Genomic DNA, 19,631 nt, shown 5'->3' with positions numbered 1-19,631 from the left:
GCTGGCCTCCCAACTGCGCGGTCACGGGAGGCACTGGCCCGGCGGGAACTCCCTGCGCGGGAGTGCCACGTGAAGAGCGGGCGGCATACGACGACGCTATGGAGTTGGACTGGTACCTCTGTCGTGCCGTACCGCCCTCACCGAAGTGCAGGAGTACGTCCAGGGGTACACGTGTGTCGCATGCGGGGCCTGACAGGAGTGAGACTCTGCCGTAACACGACGACGCAAGGCAATTCTGAGTTGCGTGTGAAAGCTCACATCTCGTTTGGCCCAGGGGATTTCACGAAACACCCACGCACGAAGGCGCCGCCCGACTAGGCTCATCGCCTTCGTCGAGCGGCGCCGAATTCACACAACGGGCCCCGGTGGGCAACCGTTCCATGAATTGTCAGAGCTGGACGTCCTCCAGCATTTCGGTCACAAGCGCAGCGATCTGGGACCTTTCGGACCTGGTCAGCGTCATGTGGGCGAACAGCGGATGCCCCTTCAGCTTCTCCACGACGGCGACCACGCCGTCGTAGCGACCGACCCGCAGATTGTCCCGCTGTGCCACGTCATGGGTCAGAACGACGCGCGAATTCGCGCCGATCCGGGACAGAACGGTCAGCAGGACGTTCCGTTCCAGCGACTGCGCCTCGTCCACGATCACGAACGCGTCGTGCAGCGAGCGGCCGCGGATGTGGGTGAGCGGGAGGACCTCCAGCATCCCGCGGGCGGTGACCTCCTCGATGACGTCCCGGCTGGTGACCGCGGAGAGGGTGTCGAAGACCGCCTGGGCCCAGGGGCTCATCTTCTCGGCCTCGGAGCCGGGCAGGTAGCCCAGTTCCTGCCCGCCCACCGCGTACAGCGGACGGAAGACCATGACCTTCTTGTGCTGGCGGCGCTCCAGGACCGCCTCCAGACCCGCGCACAGCGCCAGCGCCGACTTGCCGGTGCCGGCCCGGCCGCCCATCGACACGATCCCGATGTCCGGGTCGAGGAGCAGGTCGAGCGCGATCCGCTGCTCGGCGCTGCGCCCCTTGATGCCGAACGCCTCGCGGTCCCCGCGCACCAGACGGATGTTGCCCTCGGGGGACACCCGGCCGAGCGCCTTGCCGCGCTCCGACTGGATGGTCAGGCCGGTGTGCACCGGGAGGTCCGAGGCCTCCGGCACATACACGTGTCCTTCCTCGAAGAGGATGTCCACCTGCTCGCCGGACAGCGTCAGTTCGGACATTCCGGTCCAGCCGGAGGAGTCCGTGATGGCGAGCTCGGCGCGGTACTCCTCGGCGAGGAGGCCCACGGACGACGCCTTGATCCGCAGCGGCAGGTCCTTCGACACGACGGTGACGTCGAACCCCTCGGCCTGGAGATTCCGGGCCACCGCGAGGATGCGGGAGTCGTTGTCCCCCAGGCGGTAGCCGGAAGGCAGCACGCTGGGGTCCGAGTGGTTGAGCTCGACACGGACGGTACCGCCGAGATCCCCGATCGGAATGGGGGAGTCGAGACGGCCGTACCGGACCCGGTAGTCGTCGAGCAGGCGCAGCGCCTGCCGGGCGAAGTAGCCGAGTTCGGGATGGTGCCGCTTGGCCTCCAGTTCCGTGACCACGACGATCGGGAGCACGACCTCGTGCTCGTCGAAGCGGGTCAAGGCGTTCGGGTCGGCCAGCAGGACGCTGGTGTCGAGAACATAGGTGCGCCGGTCTGGCGTGCGGCGCTTTGTGCTGGTCACCACGGAAGGACGTACCCCCTCGGATGAGGTCGGGGAGCGACGAGAAGGAGCTGGACCGGTTGACGGCGCCGATGCACGGCGGGCCGAGAACCGGCCCTCCGCGGCTGCGTCCGTGCGGTGAGCACACGGTCGGGCTGGTGCAAAGGGCCTCCCGGGCGGACGGCCCCGAGCCGTCCGCTGAGATGCGGTACCCGTGGTTCGGGCACCGACCTGCTTGGCTTATGCCCTCCACGATGCACGCTCATGCCACGGCATATGACGGCGCGCCGATGAACTCCGTGTGACGTCCGCGTCTACGCGTGACGTCCGCGTCTGACGGGATCCCCGGGATCCCGTGAACTCCTCCGCCGTGTTCCGACGGACTTCGCCCGGATCCGACCGCCAACCGGCCTGATCCGACAGGGATCCGACCGGATCCCGCGGGATCCGGTCGGAGTGGTGCGTGCTGTGCGGTGCGGGGGTGTTGCGGGTCCGGGTCCGCTCAGCCGCCGAAGCGCCGGTGACGGGCCGCGTAGTCGCGCAGGGCGCGCAGGAAGTCGACCTTGCGGAAGGCCGGCCAGAAGACCTCACAGAAGTAGTACTCCGCATGGGCCGTCTGCCACAGCATGAATCCGGACAGCCGCTGCTCGCCGCTGGTGCGGATCACGAGGTCGGGGTCGGGCTGGTCGCCGGTGTAGAGGTGGCGGCCGATCATGTCGACGTCGACGGACTCGGCGAGGTCCTCCATCGACACGCCCTTGTCGTGGGCGTCGTGGAGCATCGCGCGGACGGCGTCGGCGATCTCCTGGCGGCCGCCGTAACCGATGGCGACGTTGACCAGTATCCCGTCGACGTGGGCGGTGTTCTCCTCCGCCTCCTTCAGCACGGTCTGCATGCCGGACGGCAGCAGGTCGGCGGTGCCGACGTGGTGCACGCGCCAGCGGCCGTCGGCGGCCAGGGACCGGACCACGTCCTCGATGATGTCGAGAAGCGGGACCAGTTCCTCCTTGGGGCGGTCGAAGTTGTCCGTCGACAACAGCCAGAGGGTGACGACCTCGACGTCCGTCTCGGTGCACCAGCCGAGGAACTCCTCGATCTTGTCCGCACCGGCCCGGTGGCCCTGGGCGGCGGTGGAGCCCGCGGCCTTCGCCCAACGTCGGTTGCCGTCGACGATCACGCCGATGTGCTTGGGCACCTGAGCGTGGTCCAGGTGGCCTTCCACCCGGCGTGCGTACAGCCTCACCAGCAGGCCGCGCAGCCTGTCGCGCAGGTTCACGTGATTGTCAGCCCCTCCATACGGTGGCGGTCCCCGCGGGCGAAGCCTAACGGCTGCACGGCCGGGGCGGGATTCGGGGGTGTGGATCGCTGGGGGCGCACGGGGTCGGGCGCGCGGGGGAAGCGGGCGCTGTGCGCGGGCCAAAGAAAACGGGCCGGTCCGTGGGGGGGGAGACGGACCGGCCCGAGGGGGGGCTTCCACCATAACCCTTCGTAAGTGATGCTGCGTGCATCGGCGTGCCACAACTACTCTCCGGAGTCGGACGGCGACGCCTCGATGGTGCCGGAAGGCGGCATTCAGGGGGTTCGCGTGGCCGAAACGGGCTGGCCCGCCTGGCGTTTCGCCTGAGACGCGCGGAAACACGGAGGGATCCGGTGGACTCTGCGCGCCCCGGGAGCCCCGGGCGTGTCACGGGTCGCGTCCCCCCGACGGGCGACCCCGTCCGGTGACCCGGATTGACGGCTGAGCGGCCCGGCCGGGACCGGCGCGGTACCGCGCAGTCCCCTCCACCGCGCGGTACCGCCGCGCAGCTTTGCTGGCGCGAATTGCCCGCCCTGAATTTACGTGAGGTCGAGGGGGGAAACCAGCCACTCCGATAACGATGTGAAAACCCTGTGCGGATCCAGGGGAGTTCTGCCCCGAAGAAGGCGACTTGACCGATTGGCAGGGCCGTCCGGGTGAGTCGTGGCGGCTCGCGCGGGCCCGGGACGTACGCATGGTGCCTGCCCGGCCGGCCGACGGCCGACGTTTCCCGGCCACTTCCGGCCGGCACCTTCCACGCGCCCCTCGTGCGCGCCCCCGACGCGCCTGCTCGGCGCGTCCCGCGACGAAGGGCCCTTCGGTCCGGCCGCCCGCTCCCGCGGGAGTTCGCCGCGGACGGTTCCCCCGGGCCGCGGCGGGGGAGGTGACCGGCATGGGACGGCGCTGGCGGGACGGACGGGGAGAACTGAGGGTGCGCGGGCGGCGGCCGGAGGACGAGGACCCGGTCACCGTGCCGCTGGAGATCGCCACGTCCTATCGCGCCCGGACGAAGGGGCTGCTCGGCCGCGACCGCGTCGACGGGGCGATCCTGCTGTCCCCCGCGAGCGGCGTGCACACCTTCCGCATGCGCATCCCCATCGACGTCGCCTATCTCGACCGCCGGCTCGACGTCATCGCCGTACGCACCATGAACCCCGGCCGCCTGGGCCTGCCCCGGCTCCGCTCCCGGCACGTCCTGGAGGCGGAGGCCGGGGCCATGGCGGGCTGGGGAGTGAAGCCGGGCGTACGGATAGGGATCGAGGCTCCCCCGCGTCAACCTCCGAGGTAGGCCGTCGTCGTGGCGCGCGGCAGCACCGCCCGCACACGCGTCCCGCCGGCCGGTCCGCGGGCCGCGTCGAAACCCCGGTCGCCCTCACGGGCCCTGACCACACAGGCCAGCTGACCGACCGCGTCCGTCCGCCCTGTCACAGGAACACGGGCTGCCTCGTCTCGGGGGTGAGATCACCGACGAGCACGGAGGAGCACACCATGGACGCGCGACTGAACTACTTCGCCAGCCCGACCGCGGGCAAGGCCCTCAAGTACCTCATGTCGGCCGGGAAGACGTTGAAGGAGTCGCCTCTGCCGGCCGTCACACAGGAGCTGGTGGCGCTGCGGGTGAGCCAGATCAACGGGTGTGCGGCCTGCGTGGACATGCACACCAAGGAGGCCGCGGCCGCCGGCGAGACGGCGGTGCGGCTCGCCCTGGTGGGGGTGTGGCCGGAGGCGACGGTCTTCACCGAGGCCGAGCGGGCCGCGCTGGCGCTGGCGGAACAGGGGACCCGGGTCGCGGACGCGGCCGACGGCGTCAGTGACGAGGTCTGGGCCCGCGCCGCGGACCACTACGACCAGGAGCAGCTCACCGCTCTGGTCGTCCTGGTCTCTTTCATGAACATGGTGAACCGACTGAACATCGTCACCCGGCAGCCCGCCGGCGACTACAAGGTCGGCGAGTTCCACTGACGACGGGCCGAGAACTGCGAGGGGACGAGCAGGTGGACAAGACCGAGGAGTTCGAGAGGCTGCGGCCGCTGCTGTTCTCGATCGCGTACCGGATTCTGGGCAGCGTGAGCGAGGCGGAGGACGCGGTGCAGGAGAGCTGGCTGCGCTTCGACGCCTCGACGACGCGGCCCGTGTCGACCAAGGCGTTCCTGTCGGCCACGGTGACCCGGATCGCCATCGACGTGCTGCGCTCCGCCCGGGTGCGCCGGGAGGAGTACGTCGGCCCCTGGCTCCCCGAACCGCTGCTCAGCGATCCGTACCAGGACCCGGCGCGTGCGGCCGAACTGGCCGACTCCGTGTCGATGGCCGCGCTGCTGCTCCTGGAACGGCTCAGCCCGCTGGAGCGGTCGGCGTTCGTGCTGCGGGAGGTCTTCGCCTTCGGCTACGACGACATCGCCACAGCGGTCGGCCGCTCGGAGGCGGCGTGCAGGCAACTGGTGGTGCGAGCGCGTCGGCACATGCAGGCCGGGCGCCCCCGGTTCGAGGCGGACCGGCGGGAGCGGCAGGAACTGGCGAGCCGGTTCTTCGAGGCGTTGTCGCAGGGTGATGTGGACGGGTTGCAGCGCCTGCTGGCGGCCGACGTCCAGCTGGTCGGGGACGGCGGCGGCAAGGCCCCGCAGCTGGCCAGGGCCGTCGGCGGCGCCGACAACGTGAGCCGCCTGCTCGCCACCGTCTACCCACTCATGATCCGGATCGACATCACGTTCGACCAGCACGAGGTCAACGGACAGCCGGGCGCGGTCTTCCGCGACCGGGACGGCAAGGTGCTCCACGCCCTCGTCCTCGACGTCCTCGACGGACGGATCCAGACCGTCCGCTCGGTCATCAATCCCGACAAGCTCGGCCACCTGGGCCCGGTCGCCGACGCCTGGGCCATCAACCAGGAGGTGAAGCAGCAGCGCTGGCGGACGCGGTGATCAGCTCTCCGAGCGCGGGAACGACACCTCCACCCTTCGGTTCTTCTTGCGGCCTTCCTCCGTCGCGTTCGACGAGATCGGGAACTGCTCGCCGTAGCCGCGCACCTCGAACGTGACGTTCGGGTCGTTCAGGTCCTGGGAGAGGACGTCCTGCACGGCGTTGGCGCGCTGCTTCGAAAGGACGTCGCCGTGCGCCGAGCTGCCGAGGTTGTCGGTGAAGCCGAAGACGCGGACGTTCGTCGCGTTCTGCTTCTTGATCTCCTCGGCGATCGCGGCGATCCGCGCCTTCGCGTCGGCGCCGAGTTTCGCGCTGTCCTTGCCGAACAGGACCTCCGCCTGGAGCGCGAACTTCACGGACGCGTTGGTGTCCTCCCGGCGCTCGTCCCCGGACTGGTCCTCCACGACCGACTTGATGTCCAGGACCTTGGGGCCGGCGAGCGTGGCGCCCTCGGGGAGCTTGAGATCGGGATCGTTCGGGTCGACCTCGACGGGGGCGGAGGCGGTGGCCTCGGTGCCCGGGGGGACGCTGGGCGCGTCGTCGGCTTGGGCGGCGGTGGCCGCGCAGAGGTTCGCGGCGAGCAGGGCGGTGAGGGCGAGGGCGAGGCGGGTCATGGTCCACCTCACCCGGAGATCTTGATCGTGCCGCTGGGGAAGGTGGGCAGCTGGAAGGTGACCTCGGTCGTGCTCGTCGGCGGAGACGGGAACTGCATGAAAACGGGGATGGTTTGCCCTGGTTTAATGCTGGAAAGTCCACTCGTCGTCAGAGGACGCCCCTCCGTGTCGCGCAGCACGTAGTACCGCTTCTTTCCCGCCGAGTCCACAAGGGTGGCGCCACCGAGCGATGTGCCGTGCCGAAGGATCTCAGTCTCGTCGCCGCGCAATGCGGACGGAATCAGGAGCGACTTCGCTCCGTCGTTCTTCAGGTTTCCGTTCACGGTGAGGAACCCACCAGAATCACGCTCTGCGGAGGTGATTTGAAGGAGCAGTCCGTCTTCCCCCTTCAGCTCGGCCAAGGGTGTGTCCGACTGCCCTTCCTGAGTACTCGGATTGGACCCGTCGTCCTTGGAGACCGATGCCGAGGCCTCGGGCTTCTTGTCGTCGTCGCCACCCCCGCCACAGCCGGCCACGCCGAGGGCCAGGCCGGCCACCACGGTCAACGCAACCACCCCGCTGCGGGCCTTAGCCGTGAACCGAATGCTCATCGCTCTGCTTCCTTCACTCGTCATTCGCATGTCAGTCGGCCAGATGGACGTCGAAGAGATCTTCGGGCTGCGGGAGGGTCGCGGTGTCGTGCGGGTCCAGGTCCCAGTCGCGGTCCTTGCAGATGAGCTGCGGCAGTACAGCATCATCGGCGGCGCCCGCACCCGGAAGCGTGAACTTGCAGAGCGGATCGATTACAGCGGTGGCGGATGCCTTCGCGTACGTGTTCTCCGTACCGGGAACGACGGAGTCTCCGACCGACTTGTCGGTCTGGACTCCGACCGTGTAACCGAGCAGCCCGTCGGGGCCACAGTCGGTCACATGGGCGTCGTTCTGTCCGGCCAGCTGATAGGCCCGCCAGCACGACGGGGTGACGGCGGCCCGGCCGTCGAAGATGTCCTGCCACTTGGTCGGGTCGCTCAGGTCCGTCAGCCACTGCCCGGCGAGCTGATCCCGGGTGTCCTGGGCCGCTGCGAGGGCCGCTGCGTCGGCCGCCGTCTGGGCGCCGTTCCGGTTCGCCGCCGCCTGGCCGACCGCGAGGTAGGCCAACGCAAGAAAGAGCAGGCCCGCCACCACCGTGATGTAGATGGGGAAGGCCTGCCCTGCGTCACCGCCGTACCTGCGCAGCGGCATCAGGTGATTTCGGCGATCTTCGCCTTGATCGCATCGAAAATCGCCGTACCAATGTCCGTACCCGTAATGGCCAGCACGATCGCCACCACCACCGCGATGATGCCCAGATACTCCACCGCGGTCTGGCCCCGGTCGCCGGCCCGGCGCCGCATCGCTTCGGCCGTTGTGTTCTTCCAGCCGTTCATGGTGTGCCCCTCCAGGTGTCGCGTCGCCGGGACGGTAGTGCGGAACGCGTATGTCGGTGAAGGGCCCACGGGCCCAGCGGTGGGCCCAGTTCCGCCCCCGTCCGGTCATCTCAGGACACCCCCAGCCATTTGGCGACCGCCTCCGAGCGACTCGTGCTGTGGAGCTTGGCGAAGATCCGGTTGATGTGGTTCTTGACCGTCTTCTCGCTGATGAAGCACGCGGCGGCGATCTGCTGATTGGTCAGGCCGGACGCGATGAGGTCCATGATCTCCGCCTCCCTCGTGCTGAGTTGGGACGATGACACCGACAACGACGACTTTCTCACACTCGGTTGCACTTGCGAAAGGTTTTGTGGAGAAGCTGTACGGGGCAATGGTCGAATCGATGTTGCGTCGTGTGCAGTCGCATCCGATTCCCGCAGTTGAGCCAGCAGCGCGTCCGCCGCGGTGGCCGTGAGACGGGCCCTGCCGTCCCTGATGTCCCGCACCGCGGAGACCAGTTCGTCCACCGTGAACTCACCGTGGACCAGATAGCCGCCCGCCCCTCTGCGCAGGGCCTCCCGGACGGTCTCCGCCTCCCCGGTGTACGTCAGCATCAGCACCGGAGCGATCCGGACCAGGTAGGGCAGCGCCGCGATGCCGTCCACGCCGGGCATCCGGACGTCGAGCAGGACGACGTCGGGGCGGTGGCGGTCGGCCGCCACGCAGGCCTCGTGGCCGTCGGCCGCCTCGGCGACGACCGCGATGTCCTCGCGGCCGGTCAGCAGCGCGGTCAGGCCCGCGCGGACCACGGGGTTGTCGTCCGCCACGACGACCCTCAGCGGGTCCGTGGAAACTCGGGTCGGCCGGTCGTCCGTCGTCACGAGGCCTCCTCTCGGGCCGAGGCGGCCGCCAGGCGCAGTTCCAGGCTGACCTCGGTGCCCCGGGTGTGGCCGGCGCGGCCGATGTGGATGCGGGCGCCGACCGCGGCGGCGCGTTCGACCATGCCGAGCAGGCCGAAGTGGCCTTCGCTGCGCAGCCGTTCGAGGGTGGTGCCGGGCGGCAGGCCGCGGCCGTCGTCGTAGACGCTGATGCGCAGCAGGTCGCCGTGGACGCCCGCGCGGACGTCGACGTGGGTGGGCGCCGCGTGGCGGTGGGCGTTCTCCATGGCCTCGGCGGCGATGGTGAGGAGCTGGCGGGCCACGGCCGGGGGCAGCTCGGGCGGCGCCGCCACCGGCTCGCCGGTGGGGTGGTAGGTGGCCGGGAGGCCGGTGCGGTTGCTGAAGTCGCTGGTCCGGGTGGCCAGTTCGTGCAGGACGTCGGTGGCGTCGGGGTCGGTGCGGCCTCTCAGGTCGGTGAGGAGTTCGCGGGACTCGGTGGCGGCGCGGCGGGCCGAGCGGGCCACCAGTTCGGCCTGCTGCCGTATCCGTGCGGGGTCCGTGTCCTCCGCGCCGGCGGTGACGGCCAGGGCCTCCGCCGCGAGCGCCACCCCGTGCAGGGTCTTGGCCACCGAGTCGTGCATCTCGCGGGCCAGCCGGGCCCGTTCGGCGGCCACCGCCTCCGTCACGGCGAGCCGGGACTGCACCGCGCTCAGGGCGTGGGTGGCGGCGCCGAAGCGGAGCAGCAGGCCCCGCAGGGTCGAACCGAGGGCGCCGGTGACGACGCAGAGTCCGGGCAGCAGCAGGGATTCGGCGAGGCTCGCTCCCGGGTTCTTCGTGGATGCGTGGACCAGCAGGAGGATCAGCGACTGGAGGGAGGCGAAGCAGGCCGCGCCCCGCCAGCTGTAGACGATGCCGGCCAGCAGGGGGGTGCAGACGCTGACGTAGGCCAGGGTCGTGTCCGGGCCCGCGGAGATCAGGAGCAGGGAGCCGAAGAGGGTGTCCACGGCCAGCAGGGTGGGGTGCCGCAGGAGGAGCGGACCGAAACGCTCCCAGTCGCGGAAGAGGACGTAGTTCGTCATGAAGGTGACGACGACGGCCGCTCCGACCAGTCGGGCGCCGAGACCGGGATGGGCGTTGAGGAGGGCCGAGGGGGTGGCCAGGGCGATCATGGCCAGGCGGAAGCCGAAGACCTGCCGGCACATCGCCTGGAGGGCGTTGACCTGGATGGGGATCGCCGGGGGTGCGGCCTCCCGTGCCCCCCTCCCCCACGGACGCGCGCCCCACCGCCTCACGGGCGCCCCCGTACGCGCCGGCCGGGTCTTCGTCCGCCGGGCCCGCTGCCACGTCGCCATCACCGTCACCCGCCCCGCCTACTTCCCCGTGATGGAGCCGAAGTCCGTGCCCGAGCCCAGCAGCAGGCCCGCGCCGAGCAGGAGCATGGTGGCCGGGACCATGAACGTGGTGATCACCAGCGTGGCCCGCGGTACCGCGCGCGCGGCCTTGCGGCGGGCGTTCTGGGCGTCCGTACGGCGCATGTCCTTGGCGATGGCGACCAGCGTGTCGACGATGGGCGCGCCCAGTTCCTCGCCCTGCTGGAGTGCCGTCACGAACATGGCGACCTGCTCGGAGTCGTTGCGGCGGCGCAGTTCCGCGAAGGCCTGGCGGCGGCTCATGCCGAGGTCCATCTGGCGCAGGGTGATGCGGATCTCGTCCGCCCACGGGCCCTCGTACCGGGTCGACACGCGGTCCAGGGCCTGCCGGAAGCCGAGGCCCGCGCCGACCACGACCGCGAGGACGTCCAGGAAGTCGGGCAGCGTCCGTTCGATGACGTCCCTGCGCACCCGGATCGCCGCCCAGATGCCGACCTCGGTCCAGAACGCGCCGAAGGCCAGCAGCAGCAGCGCCATCAGGTACTGGCCGCGCAGGAAGAACACCAGGGCCCCGAAGCCGCCCAGCGCGCCGTAGACCGCGCGGCGGGCCGCGTAGCGGTTGATGGTCAGACCGCCCGGGTTGCCCGCCAGGTCGATCCTGCGGCGGTAGCGGGCCACCAGCGTGGGGCCCATCAGCCGCAGTACGGCGGGGGCGTACCGCATACCGAGCCGGTCGACGAGCGAGTCGACCGCTCCGGTGCGGGTGGCGCCGACCTCCAGGGCCAGCGCGAGGTCGCTGGGCAGTTTGGCGTCCGCGCGGTACATGCGGATGCCCGCGAAGACGCCCCACACACTCAGGCCCATGAGCAGCGCCAGGGCGAGTGCCACCTGGTGTCCGGACACGGGTTGCTCCCTTCTTCGTGCTCAGACTGCTCGGAACTGCTCAGACTGCTCGGAACTGCTCGGACTGCTCGGACTGCTCAGACGTCGATACGGGACATGCGGCGGATGAGGACGAACCCGACCGCGTACAGCGCGAACGCGATGATCACGCAGGCCTGGCCGGTGGCCGAGCCGGTCATGCGGTCCAGGGCGCCGTCCTTGACCCCGTTCATCAGGAACAGGGAGCCGACGCCGAGCACGGGGACGGCGTACGACGTCATGTTGACCTGGGAGAGCTGGGTGCGGATCTCGCGCCGCGTCTCCTTGCGTTCCTCCAGCGTCTCGGTGAGGTTGCGCAGCGCGCCGACCACCTGTCCGCCCGCCCGGTTGGAGAGCACGAGGGTGGTGACCAGGACGACCAGTTCGCGTGACGGAAGCCGGTGGGCGAGCTCGCCCAGGGCGTCGTCGATGGACTGGCCCAGCGCCAACTGGTCCGCCACCTTGCCCAGTTCCTCGCCCGCCGGGGCCTCAAGCTCCTCCGCGGCCATACCGATCGCGGTGCGCAGGGCGAGTCCGGCCTGGGTGGCGTTGGCCAGGATGCGGGCGAGTTCGGGGAGCTGGTTGATGAACTTCTCGATGCGTTTCTGGCGTTGCCAGTTCAGGAACTGCAGGGCGGCCCAGATGCCGAGGAGTCCGGCGATCGGGCCGAAGAAGGGGGCCAGGGAGGCCTGGCCGACCAGGAAGAGGCCGATCGCCGCCGCCGTCATGTAGACGAGGAACTCTCCGGGGGTGACATCCAGGCCGGTCGCGGCCAGTTTCAGTTCGAGTCTGCGGCCCGCCTTGGTGCCGCGGAGGCGGCGGTCGAGGGTGCGGAAGCGGCGCCTGCGTCCGGTGGCCGGAAGCTCGCCGGAGTGCGAGAGGCGTTCGACGAGTGCCGCCCGCTGGGCCCGGCCGGAGGCGTGGACACGAAGACCGACGACGGCGAGGAGGCAGGCCAGGAGGGTGACGCCGGTGGTGAGGGTGATGCGCGTCTGGAGATCCATGGGTGGGGTCCGTTCTCTCCGTCTCTACCGGGCTTCCCGGATGGCCAGTTGTTCGGTCGTACGGGCGACGCCGAAGGCCTGTGGGAGGGGCTGGCTCGCCATGTAGAGGCGGTCGGCGGTGCGGCGGGGCAGCGGGAAGTACTGGAAGGCGCCGTGGACCCGGCCGTCCGCGCTCATCGGCCGGGCGTCGAAGCGGGCGGCGGAGGTGAGCCGGTAGGGCTCGCCTCCGTGGCTGTCCAGGAGCGCGATCTCGGTGATCCGGCGGGCACCGTCGGCGAACCGGGTGAGCTGGATGATGACGTCGACGGCGCTGTTGATCTGGTCGTGCAGCGCGACGAAGGGGACCTCGACGTCCGACATGGAGGCGAGGGTCTGGAGCCGGGTCAGGGCGTCCTCCGCGCTGTTGGCGTGGACGGTGGCCAGGGAACCGTCGTGCCCGGTCGACATCGCCTGGAGCATGTCGAGCGACTCGCCGCCGCGGACCTCGCCCACGACGATCCGGTCGGGCCGCATGCGCAGGGAGTTGCGGACCAGGTCGCGGATGGTCACCTGGCCGTTGCCCTCGACGTTCGGGGGCCGCGACTCCAGCCGGATGACGTGTGCCTGCTGGAGCTGGAGCTCCGCCGAGTCCTCGATGGTGATGATGCGTTCACCGCCGGGGATCAGTCCGGAGAGGGCGTTGAGCAGGGTCGTCTTCCCGGTGCCGGTCGCGCCGGAGACGATGATGTTGAACTTCGCCTGCACCAGCGCGGCGAGCAGGTACAGCATGTGCTCGTCCAGGGAGCCGAAGGAGACCAGTTCCTGGAGCGTGTAGGAGCGCGGGAAGCGGCGGATGGTGAGGATCGGGCCGGTCAGCGAGAGCGGCGGGATGATGACGTTGACGCGCTCGCCGGACGGCAGGCGGGCGTCGACCATCGGGTTGGACTCGTCCACCCGGCGGTTGACGGTGGAGACGATCCGCTCGATGGTCTGCATCAGCTGGTCGGCGGAGGCGAAGCGCATCGGCAGCTGTTCCACCCGCCCGCCCCGCTCCACGAAGATCGCGTCCGGGCCGTTGACCATGATCTCCGTGACCGAGGCGTCCTCCAGGAGCGGCTCCAGGATGCCGAGGCCGAGGGCCTCGTCGACGACCCGGCGGATCAGCTGGGCGCGCTCGGCCGTGGACAGGACCGGGCCCTCGCGGCTGATGATGTGCCCGAGCACCCGCTCCAGGCGCGCCCTGCGTTCGGCCGCGGCCAGCGAGCCCATCTCCGCGAGGTCGATCTCCTCCAGGAGTTTGGCGCGGTAGGAGGCGACCAGGTGGCCGTCCTCGCCCCGGCCGCCGTTCTCCTCGGGGGAGTTGATGCGTGCCCGCAGGCTCATGGTCCGGTGCTCCTCGCTCTCGCGGTCCCTGCGTGGTGATCGGGTCGGTGGTGGCCGGATCAGTGGTGGTCGGATCGGTGGTGGTCCCGTCAGTGGTGGTCCCGTCAGTGGTCCTTGGGCATCGTGGCCGTGCGGCCGGCCCGGCCGAAGTCCCAGCCGGGGACCAGGGAGGGGATGTCGATCTCGGCGGTGACCCGGACGGAGTCGCCCAGGTCGGCGCTCGAACAGCTGGTGCCGTCGGCCAGCCAGTCGCTGACCGCGTCGTGGCAGGCACCCTGGTAGTCCTGGTCCAGCGAGGCGCTGCGCGCACCGGCGCGGGCCGCGGTGCCGGCCTGCTGGGCGGTGTAGGCGACCAGGCCGAGCTGGACCCCGGCCAGGGCGACCAGCAGCAGGATCGGGATGAACCCGAGGTACTCGATGGCGACCTGGCCGCGGTCGCGTGCGCGTGGCCCGACGTCGTACGGCATCTCAGCGCTTCGCCTCCTCCACCGCGCCCGCCTCGCCGTGGACGGTGAACGGGAAGGCGACCACGCCGGGAAAGAGGACGGGCACCTTGAGGGCGACCGAGGACCTCACATAGCCGCCGCCGGTGGTGCAGTTCACCTCGGCGCCCCCCTTCCAGCCGCCCGACAGCTTGTCCAGGCCCGCCTCCCGGCAGGCCGCCTGCCGCTCCCCCGGGCGCGCCGCCGTACCCGCCCGCACCGCCTCGTCCGCAGCATTCCCGGCGAGCGTGAACGTGTATCCCACGAGGACGAACTGCCACAGCAGCACCAGCGTCACGATGATCAGCGGGGTCATGCCGAGGAACTCGACGGTCACCTGCCCGCGGTCGGACCGGCCGGCTGCTGCTGCTCGGATCGCCCTCATCCGCCGCCGCCCCTGCGCCGCCTGAGGCTCACCGCGCCCCGCTCGCCGCCGCGTGACCGCCCGCCGCGGCGGGCGCCCTCGGACGCCTCGACCAGACCCAGTTCACCGGCGAGGGTCCACAGCGCCTGCTTCACCGTGCCCCGGTTGTCCAGGGTGTGGACCCGGCCGGCGTCGACGGCCGCCTGGAGTTCCCTGAAGTTGGCGGGGATCGCGGTGGCGGCGATCGCCGTGCCGGTGATCCGCTGGATCAGCGGGGGCTGGATCTCCGTACCGCGGGTGTGCCGGTTGACGACGACCGTTGTCTCCTCGGCCTTGCGGATCTGGAGGCGGTCCCACATCCGGACCGTGCGTTTGGCCCCCCGTACGGCGATCACGTCGGGGGTGGTGACCAGCAGCGCGGTGTCGGCCATCTCGACGGCGGCGGCGCCGGGGCCGCCGAGCTGGGCGCCGCAGTCGATGACCACGACCTCGTAGCGGGAGCGCAGTGCGCTGACGATCTGGCGGGCGGCGCGGTCAGTGACCTCCTCGCCGCGTTCGCCCTCGCCGGGGGCGAGCAGCAGGGCCACTCCGGTGTCGTGCCGGAAGACCGCGTCGGCCAGCACCCGCGGGGAGATGTCGCTGATGCCGGCGAGGTCGACGACCGAGCGGCGGAACTGCACGTCCAGGAAGGAGGCGATGTCACCGGTCTGGAGGTCCATGTCGACCAGGGCGACGGCCCGGCCCGACGCCTGTGCGGCCAGGGCGAGCTGGACGGCGGTGAGGGTGGTGCCGACCCCGCCCTTCGCCCCGCTCACGGTGACGACCCGGCCGCCCACGCCGGGCAGCACGTCGGCGCCGTGGCCCAGGTGACGCCGTACGCCCACCGACCACTGGGCCACCGCCTGGACCCGGCTGGCGAGCTCCTCGTAGCTCAGCGGCAGGGCGACCAGACCGCGGGCGCCCGAGTCCATGGCGGCGGAGAACAGGCCGGGGCTCGCGTCGGAGCTGACGAGGATGACGCCGACCGCGGGGAAGCGCAGGGCGACCTCGCGGATGAGCTCCAGGGCGGGGACCGGGCCGATGCGTTCGTGGACGACGACGACCTCGGGCAGTTCGTCGACCGACTCGGCGGCCAGCCGGGCGAGGGTGTCGACGAGCTGGGTGGAGTCGACGACCGGGGTGACCGGCTCGGCGTCCGGGAGCTGGTGCAGGAGGGTCGTGATGGACCGGACCGCGTCCGCGTCGCCGACGGCCGGGAGGATCCTCGTGGGCATGGGGGCCTCCTACTTGTCGTTCGCGAGTTCGTAGGTCCGGTCCTTCTCGGGGACCGCGGCGGCGCCGCCCGGCGCGACCAGTGCGAGCCGCACCCGCTGGGCGAAGGACTCGGCGTAGGTGATGCGCTGGGCGTCGAGGGTGGTGAGGGCGAAGGTGATGGGGACGGCGTCGGTGGGCTGCTGGGTGCGGTTGTCGGCGTTCGGCTCCAGGGCGGTGATCTCGCCGACGTCGATGACCTTCGCGTCGGTCACGATGATCTTGGACTGGTCGGGGTCGCCCTGCCGCTCGCCCTTGAAGGTGGCGTACACGTTGACCGTGGAGCCGGGCGTGATCTTGCCGGCGACACCGGTCGCCGCGTCGATCATGATGGCGACCTCCTGCTGCCCGGGACGCAGGGCGGGCCGGTCCACGATCATGTCGCTCTGGAGCAGCGAGCCCTTGCGCAGAGCGGTGACCGCGATCTTGCCGCGGATGCCCGCGAGGTCGGTGACCGCGTTCGGCGACAGCCAGCGCTCGGGCATGCTGACCTTCTTGAACTGGCCGGCGTCGAGGGTGGTGTAGGGCGCTATGTCAGACCGGAGTTCGTACGCCGTGACCTCGGGGCCGACCTTGGACTTCACGTCGCTGATGACGGACAGGACACCGGCGAAGGCGCCCAGGGCGCAGACGGCCGACAGGATCAGGAGAAGAACGCCGCGGCGCTGACGGGAGTTCATGAACCGTGCAACCTCATTGGGGGAATCGGTCGAGCGGGCTACTGGAGTCGGCGGGAGCCGGTCGGTCGGGGCGGGGCGATCCGGGTGGAGCGATCCGGGGTGGCGATCCGGGTGGAGCGGTCCGAGTCGGGCGGGGCTGGGCGGTCGGGGCTCGGCGGAACGGTCGACGGGGTGGAGGTCAGGGCGGTCGGCGGGGCGGGGGTCAGCGGGCCGGGACCGGCAGGTCGGCGGCGGGCGGGGTGGCGGAGCAGAACACGCAGCGGTCGCCGATGACGTCGATGCCGCACCAGTGGCAGGCGCTCTGCCGCACCGAGGTCACCAGCTGGTAGAGCACCGACAGGTCGGGCAGATAGGCGCAGAACTCGACCAGCTTCCCCGTCCCCCACCACTCGGCCGACTCGGCGGGCAGCGCGACCTCGCGCAGCCCCTGGGCGTTCCAGGCCGGGGCGAGGGTGCCGCTGACCCAGTCGGCCGCCAGCTGCCCCCTGGCGACCAGCATCGAGGTGGCGAACTCGGGCCCGGTCAGCATCGCTCCGGGGCCGACCCGGACCAACTGCGCTGCCGGGTGGGCGAGTACGGCGAACTGGCTGCCCGGCATCCAGGATCTGGCGTGCGCCTTCAGATCGACGGGGACGCGGTCGAGTCCCGCGACGGAGCCGAGCAGCGCGCCGGTGTGGAGATAGTGGGTGAGCAGCCGGCCCGCCGAGGCGAGCACGCCGGGACTGAGGTCGCAGGACGCCAGCTGCCTCAGCTGACGGGCCAGGACGGCGATCCCGAGCGGCGGCAGCTCCGGGCTGAACAGGGCGATCCGGTCGCTCTCCAGCAGGGAGCGGACGGTGTGCAGCCGCTCCGACACCGCGGCGGGGGCGGCCCGTGAGCTCAGGACGATCACGTACCCGTGCTGTTCGATCAGCGTCTGCACGTCCGACAGGGCCTGGTCGAGCGGCCGCCGGTCCAGGTCGCGCAGGACGGCGGCGGGCAGGGTCCGCTCGTCCTGGGCCGGCAGCGCCATGTCGGCACCGGTCACGGCAATGGCAGTTGGCACGCGCAGCTCCCCGTCCCTCGCGCCTGGCGGTGCTCCGGTGTTACTGCGGTGCACCGAGGTGACTTCATTGCGTGACTACCCGAGCACTGTAACCACGGGTCTGTGGCCGGAGAACCGCCTTTGGGCAGCCGAGAGAGAACTGTGCTCGCACAAGTCACGGCAAAACGGGGCACGTTGTGCATCGCGTCGGACAACGGCCGCACAGGCGACGGATTTGGTCTGGACCTCTTGACAACCCCAATTGGTCTGGACCAACTTGTACGTGCAGTGGTGGCCATCAACTCCCCCTTTTCCCGCCCCACTTCTCCCCCTCGCATCTGTCTTCTCTCGTTCCCCTTCCCCCTTCTTCTCTCCCCCCATCCCTCCCCCTCTCTTCCCCGATCTCTTCCCCCACCGGAGGCCCCCGTGGACCGCGCACCAGCCCTCCCCAGACCCGCCCGCCCCGGACGCACCCGCTCCGGACGCGCCTTCTCCGGACGCACCGGCTTCTGGGCGGCCATCGCCGCGACCGCCCTGTCCCTGACCTTCGCCGGCGCGGGCCTGGCGTCCGCCGCGGACGTCAACAACGTCAAGAACGCCGGCTTCGAGTCGGGCCTGACCAACTGGACCTGTTCCGCGGGCAGCGGTACGACCGTCTCCTCGCCGGTGCACGGCGGTGCGGCCGCGCTGAAGGCCACGCCCGCCGGGCAGGACTACGCCCAGTGCTCGCAGTCCGTCGCCGTGAAGCCCAACTCGACGTACACGCTGAGCGCCTGGGTCCAGGGGTCGTACACCTACCTCGGGGTGACCGGCACGGGGACGACGGACGTCTCGACGTGGACGCCCAACACCACCTGGACGCAGCTCTCGACCACCTTCACCACCGGCGCCTCGACGACATCGGTGTCGGTCTGGTCGCACGGCTGGTACGGCCAGCCCGCCTACCTCGCCGACGACTTCTCGGTGTTCGGCCCCGACGGCGGCGGTGGCGGCGACCCGGCCCCGACGGTCCCGGCGACCCCCGCGGGCCTCGCGGTGTCCGGCACGACCTCCTCGTCCGTCTCCCTGGCCTGGAACGCCGTGTCGGGCGCGACCGGCTACAACGTGTACCAGGGCGGCTCCAAGGTCCAGTCGGTGAGCGGGACCTCCGCGACCGTCTCGGGGCTCAGCGCCTCCACGGCGTACTCGTTCCAGGTCAGCGCGACCAACTCGGCCGGTGAGTCGGCGAAGTCGTCGGCCGTGACCGGGACGACGACCGCGTCCGGCGGCGGGGGCGGCGGCACCGTGCCGGCGCACGCCGTGACGGGTTACTGGCAGAACTTCAACAACGGCGCGACCGTGCAGAAGCTCTCCGCCGTGCAGTCGCAGTACGACATCATCGCGGTCGCCTTCGCCGACGCCACGAGCACGCCGGGCGCGGTGAGCTTCACGCTCGACTCGGCCGGACTCGGCGGCTACACCGTCGACCAGTTCAAGGCCGACATCAAGGCCAAGCAGGCCGCGGGCAAGAAGGTCATCATCTCCATCGGCGGCCAGAACGGCACCATCTCGGTGAGCGACTCCGCCTCGGCCACGAACTTCGCCAACTCCGTCTACTCCCTGATGCAGACGTACGGCTTCGACGGCGTGGACATCGACCTGGAGAACGGCCTCAACGCGACCTACATGTCCCAGGCGCTGCGGTCCCTGTCCGCGAAGGCGGGCTCGTCCCTGGTCATCACCATGGCCCCGCAGACCATCGACATGCAGTCCACGTCGAACTCCTACTTCCAGACCGCGCTGAACATCAAGGACATCCTCACCGTCGTCAACATGCAGTACTACAACAGCGGTTCGATGCTCGGCTGCGACGGCAAGGTCTACTCGCAGGGCTCGGTCGACTTCCTGACGGCGCTCGCCTGCATCCAGCTCCAGGGCGGCCTCGACGCGTCCCAGGTCGGCCTCGGCCTCCCCGCCTCCACCAGCGGCGCGGGCAGCGGCTACGTCTCCCCGACGATCGTGAACAACGCCCTCGACTGCCTGGCCAGGCTCACCAACTGCGGTTCGTTCAAGCCCTCCAAGGCTTACCCTGCCCTGCGCGGCGCGATGACCTGGTCGACGAACTGGGACGCTTCGGCGGGCAACGCCTGGTCGAACGCGGTGGGTCCGCACGTGCACGCCCTGCCGTAACCGGCGTACACCCGTACCACCTGACCCGAGCCGGGGCGGGGGGGGGGGGGAAAAGGGGGCCCGCCCCCCACACGAAAAAAGGGTGCCCCCCTTTGCGGGGTCCCTCTGGGGGGCAAGGTGCCTTTTTCGGGGTCCCTCCCCCCCCCCATTCCCCAACCCCG

General features: G+C 70.6%; 20 protein-coding genes. 4 read left to right on the top strand and 16 right to left on the bottom strand.

Annotated elements, in window-relative coordinates:
• Positions 1 to 388 precede the first annotated feature (388 nt).
• Together ACZ7OY_RS25655 and ACZ7OY_RS25650 are read right to left on the bottom strand one after the other, a co-directional pair.
• The gene (locus tag ACZ7OY_RS25655; RefSeq protein WP_351604435.1) at positions 389 to 1,714 is read right to left on the bottom strand and encodes a PhoH family protein; all 1,326 of its coding nucleotides are present in this window, start codon (positions 1,712 to 1,714) and stop codon (positions 389 to 391) included.
• Between the two features lie 478 nt (positions 1,715 to 2,192).
• On the bottom strand, positions 2,193 to 2,966 hold the full coding sequence (locus ACZ7OY_RS25650; RefSeq protein ID WP_471913538.1) for an isoprenyl transferase: 774 nt from the start codon (positions 2,964 to 2,966) through the stop codon (positions 2,193 to 2,195).
• 913 nt (positions 2,967 to 3,879) lie between these two features.
• Here ACZ7OY_RS25650 and ACZ7OY_RS25645 point away from each other — a divergent pair.
• The 3 genes from ACZ7OY_RS25645 (at position 3,880) to ACZ7OY_RS25635 (ending at position 5,905) form a co-directional block, all read left to right on the top strand.
• Positions 3,880 to 4,275, top strand: coding sequence for a DUF192 domain-containing protein (locus ACZ7OY_RS25645; protein WP_471913537.1), 396 nt, complete (start codon positions 3,880 to 3,882; stop codon positions 4,273 to 4,275).
• A gap of 200 nt (positions 4,276 to 4,475) precedes the next feature.
• Positions 4,476 to 4,949 carry a carboxymuconolactone decarboxylase family protein gene (locus tag ACZ7OY_RS25640; protein WP_471913536.1) on the top strand — a complete coding sequence of 158 codons (474 nt, stop codon included), beginning with the start codon at positions 4,476 to 4,478 and terminating at the stop codon, positions 4,947 to 4,949.
• Positions 4,950 to 4,981: 32 nt separating this feature from the next.
• Positions 4,982 to 5,905: an RNA polymerase sigma-70 factor gene (locus tag ACZ7OY_RS25635; RefSeq protein WP_471913535.1), complete on the top strand. Its 924-nt coding sequence runs from the start codon at positions 4,982 to 4,984 to the stop codon at positions 5,903 to 5,905.
• On the opposite strand, the gene ACZ7OY_RS25630 is transcribed toward ACZ7OY_RS25635, so the two are convergent.
• The 14 genes from ACZ7OY_RS25630 to ACZ7OY_RS25565 form a co-directional block, all read right to left on the bottom strand.
• Complete coding sequence (locus ACZ7OY_RS25630) at positions 5,906 to 6,517, bottom strand: OmpA family protein (protein ID WP_471913534.1); 612 nt, start codon at positions 6,515 to 6,517, stop codon at positions 5,906 to 5,908. It lies immediately after the preceding gene.
• Between the two features lie 8 nt (positions 6,518 to 6,525).
• Positions 6,526 to 7,107, bottom strand: a complete 582-nt coding sequence (locus ACZ7OY_RS25625) for a hypothetical protein (RefSeq protein WP_471913533.1) — start codon at positions 7,105 to 7,107, stop codon at positions 6,526 to 6,528.
• A 31-nt stretch (positions 7,108 to 7,138) separates the two neighbouring features.
• Positions 7,139 to 7,738: a pilus assembly protein TadG-related protein gene (locus tag ACZ7OY_RS25620; RefSeq protein WP_471913532.1), complete on the bottom strand. Its 600-nt coding sequence runs from the start codon at positions 7,736 to 7,738 to the stop codon at positions 7,139 to 7,141.
• A complete protein-coding gene (locus tag ACZ7OY_RS25615; protein ID WP_454395561.1) occupies positions 7,738 to 7,923 on the bottom strand; it encodes a hypothetical protein in 186 nt (61 codons plus the stop codon). The genes ACZ7OY_RS25620 and ACZ7OY_RS25615 overlap by 1 nt, the downstream gene beginning before the upstream one ends.
• A gap of 110 nt (positions 7,924 to 8,033) precedes the next feature.
• Positions 8,034 to 8,786, bottom strand: coding sequence for a response regulator (locus ACZ7OY_RS25610; protein ID WP_471913531.1), 753 nt, complete (start codon positions 8,784 to 8,786; stop codon positions 8,034 to 8,036).
• On the bottom strand, positions 8,783 to 9,985 hold the full coding sequence (locus ACZ7OY_RS25605) for a sensor histidine kinase (RefSeq protein ID WP_471913748.1): 1,203 nt from the start codon (positions 9,983 to 9,985) through the stop codon (positions 8,783 to 8,785). Before ACZ7OY_RS25605 ends, ACZ7OY_RS25610 begins: the two co-directional genes overlap by 4 nt.
• 168 nt (positions 9,986 to 10,153) lie before the next feature.
• Positions 10,154 to 11,041 (bottom strand): DUF5936 domain-containing protein, encoded by an 888-nt coding sequence (locus ACZ7OY_RS25600; RefSeq protein ID WP_471913747.1) that lies wholly within the window; start codon positions 11,039 to 11,041, stop codon positions 10,154 to 10,156.
• A 92-nt stretch (positions 11,042 to 11,133) separates the two neighbouring features.
• Positions 11,134 to 12,078, bottom strand: a complete 945-nt coding sequence (locus ACZ7OY_RS25595; RefSeq protein ID WP_471913530.1) for a type II secretion system F family protein — start codon at positions 12,076 to 12,078, stop codon at positions 11,134 to 11,136.
• Between the two features lie 24 nt (positions 12,079 to 12,102).
• Entirely contained in the window at positions 12,103 to 13,440 is a 1,338-nt protein-coding gene (locus ACZ7OY_RS25590; RefSeq protein WP_471913529.1) for a CpaF family protein, read from the bottom strand.
• 104 nt (positions 13,441 to 13,544) lie between these two features.
• Positions 13,545 to 13,907: a TadE/TadG family type IV pilus assembly protein gene (locus ACZ7OY_RS25585; RefSeq protein ID WP_384727867.1), complete on the bottom strand. Its 363-nt coding sequence runs from the start codon at positions 13,905 to 13,907 to the stop codon at positions 13,545 to 13,547.
• A 1-nt stretch (position 13,908) separates the two neighbouring features.
• Positions 13,909 to 14,307 carry a TadE family protein gene (locus tag ACZ7OY_RS25580; RefSeq protein WP_351604408.1) on the bottom strand — a complete coding sequence of 133 codons (399 nt, stop codon included), beginning with the start codon at positions 14,305 to 14,307 and terminating at the stop codon, positions 13,909 to 13,911.
• Positions 14,304 to 15,560: an AAA family ATPase gene (locus tag ACZ7OY_RS25575; RefSeq protein ID WP_471913528.1), complete on the bottom strand. Its 1,257-nt coding sequence runs from the start codon at positions 15,558 to 15,560 to the stop codon at positions 14,304 to 14,306. Before ACZ7OY_RS25575 ends, ACZ7OY_RS25580 begins: the two co-directional genes overlap by 4 nt.
• A gap of 9 nt (positions 15,561 to 15,569) precedes the next feature.
• Entirely contained in the window at positions 15,570 to 16,277 is a 708-nt protein-coding gene (cpaB, locus tag ACZ7OY_RS25570; RefSeq protein WP_471913527.1) for a Flp pilus assembly protein CpaB, read from the bottom strand.
• Positions 16,278 to 16,479: 202 nt separating this feature from the next.
• Positions 16,480 to 17,289 (bottom strand): hypothetical protein, encoded by an 810-nt coding sequence (locus ACZ7OY_RS25565; RefSeq protein ID WP_471913746.1) that lies wholly within the window; start codon positions 17,287 to 17,289, stop codon positions 16,480 to 16,482.
• Positions 17,290 to 17,727: 438 nt separating this feature from the next.
• Here ACZ7OY_RS25565 and ACZ7OY_RS25560 point away from each other — a divergent pair, with 438 nt between their 5' ends.
• On the top strand, positions 17,728 to 19,470 hold the full coding sequence (locus ACZ7OY_RS25560) for a chitinase (protein ID WP_471913526.1): 1,743 nt from the start codon (positions 17,728 to 17,730) through the stop codon (positions 19,468 to 19,470).
• Positions 19,471 to 19,631 lie beyond the last annotated feature (161 nt).

The organism is Streptomyces sp. NPDC107559 (assembly GCF_055657365.1).
The sequence above is the reverse complement of the archived record's forward strand: the minus strand, read 5'-3'. Positions and strand labels throughout refer to the sequence as shown.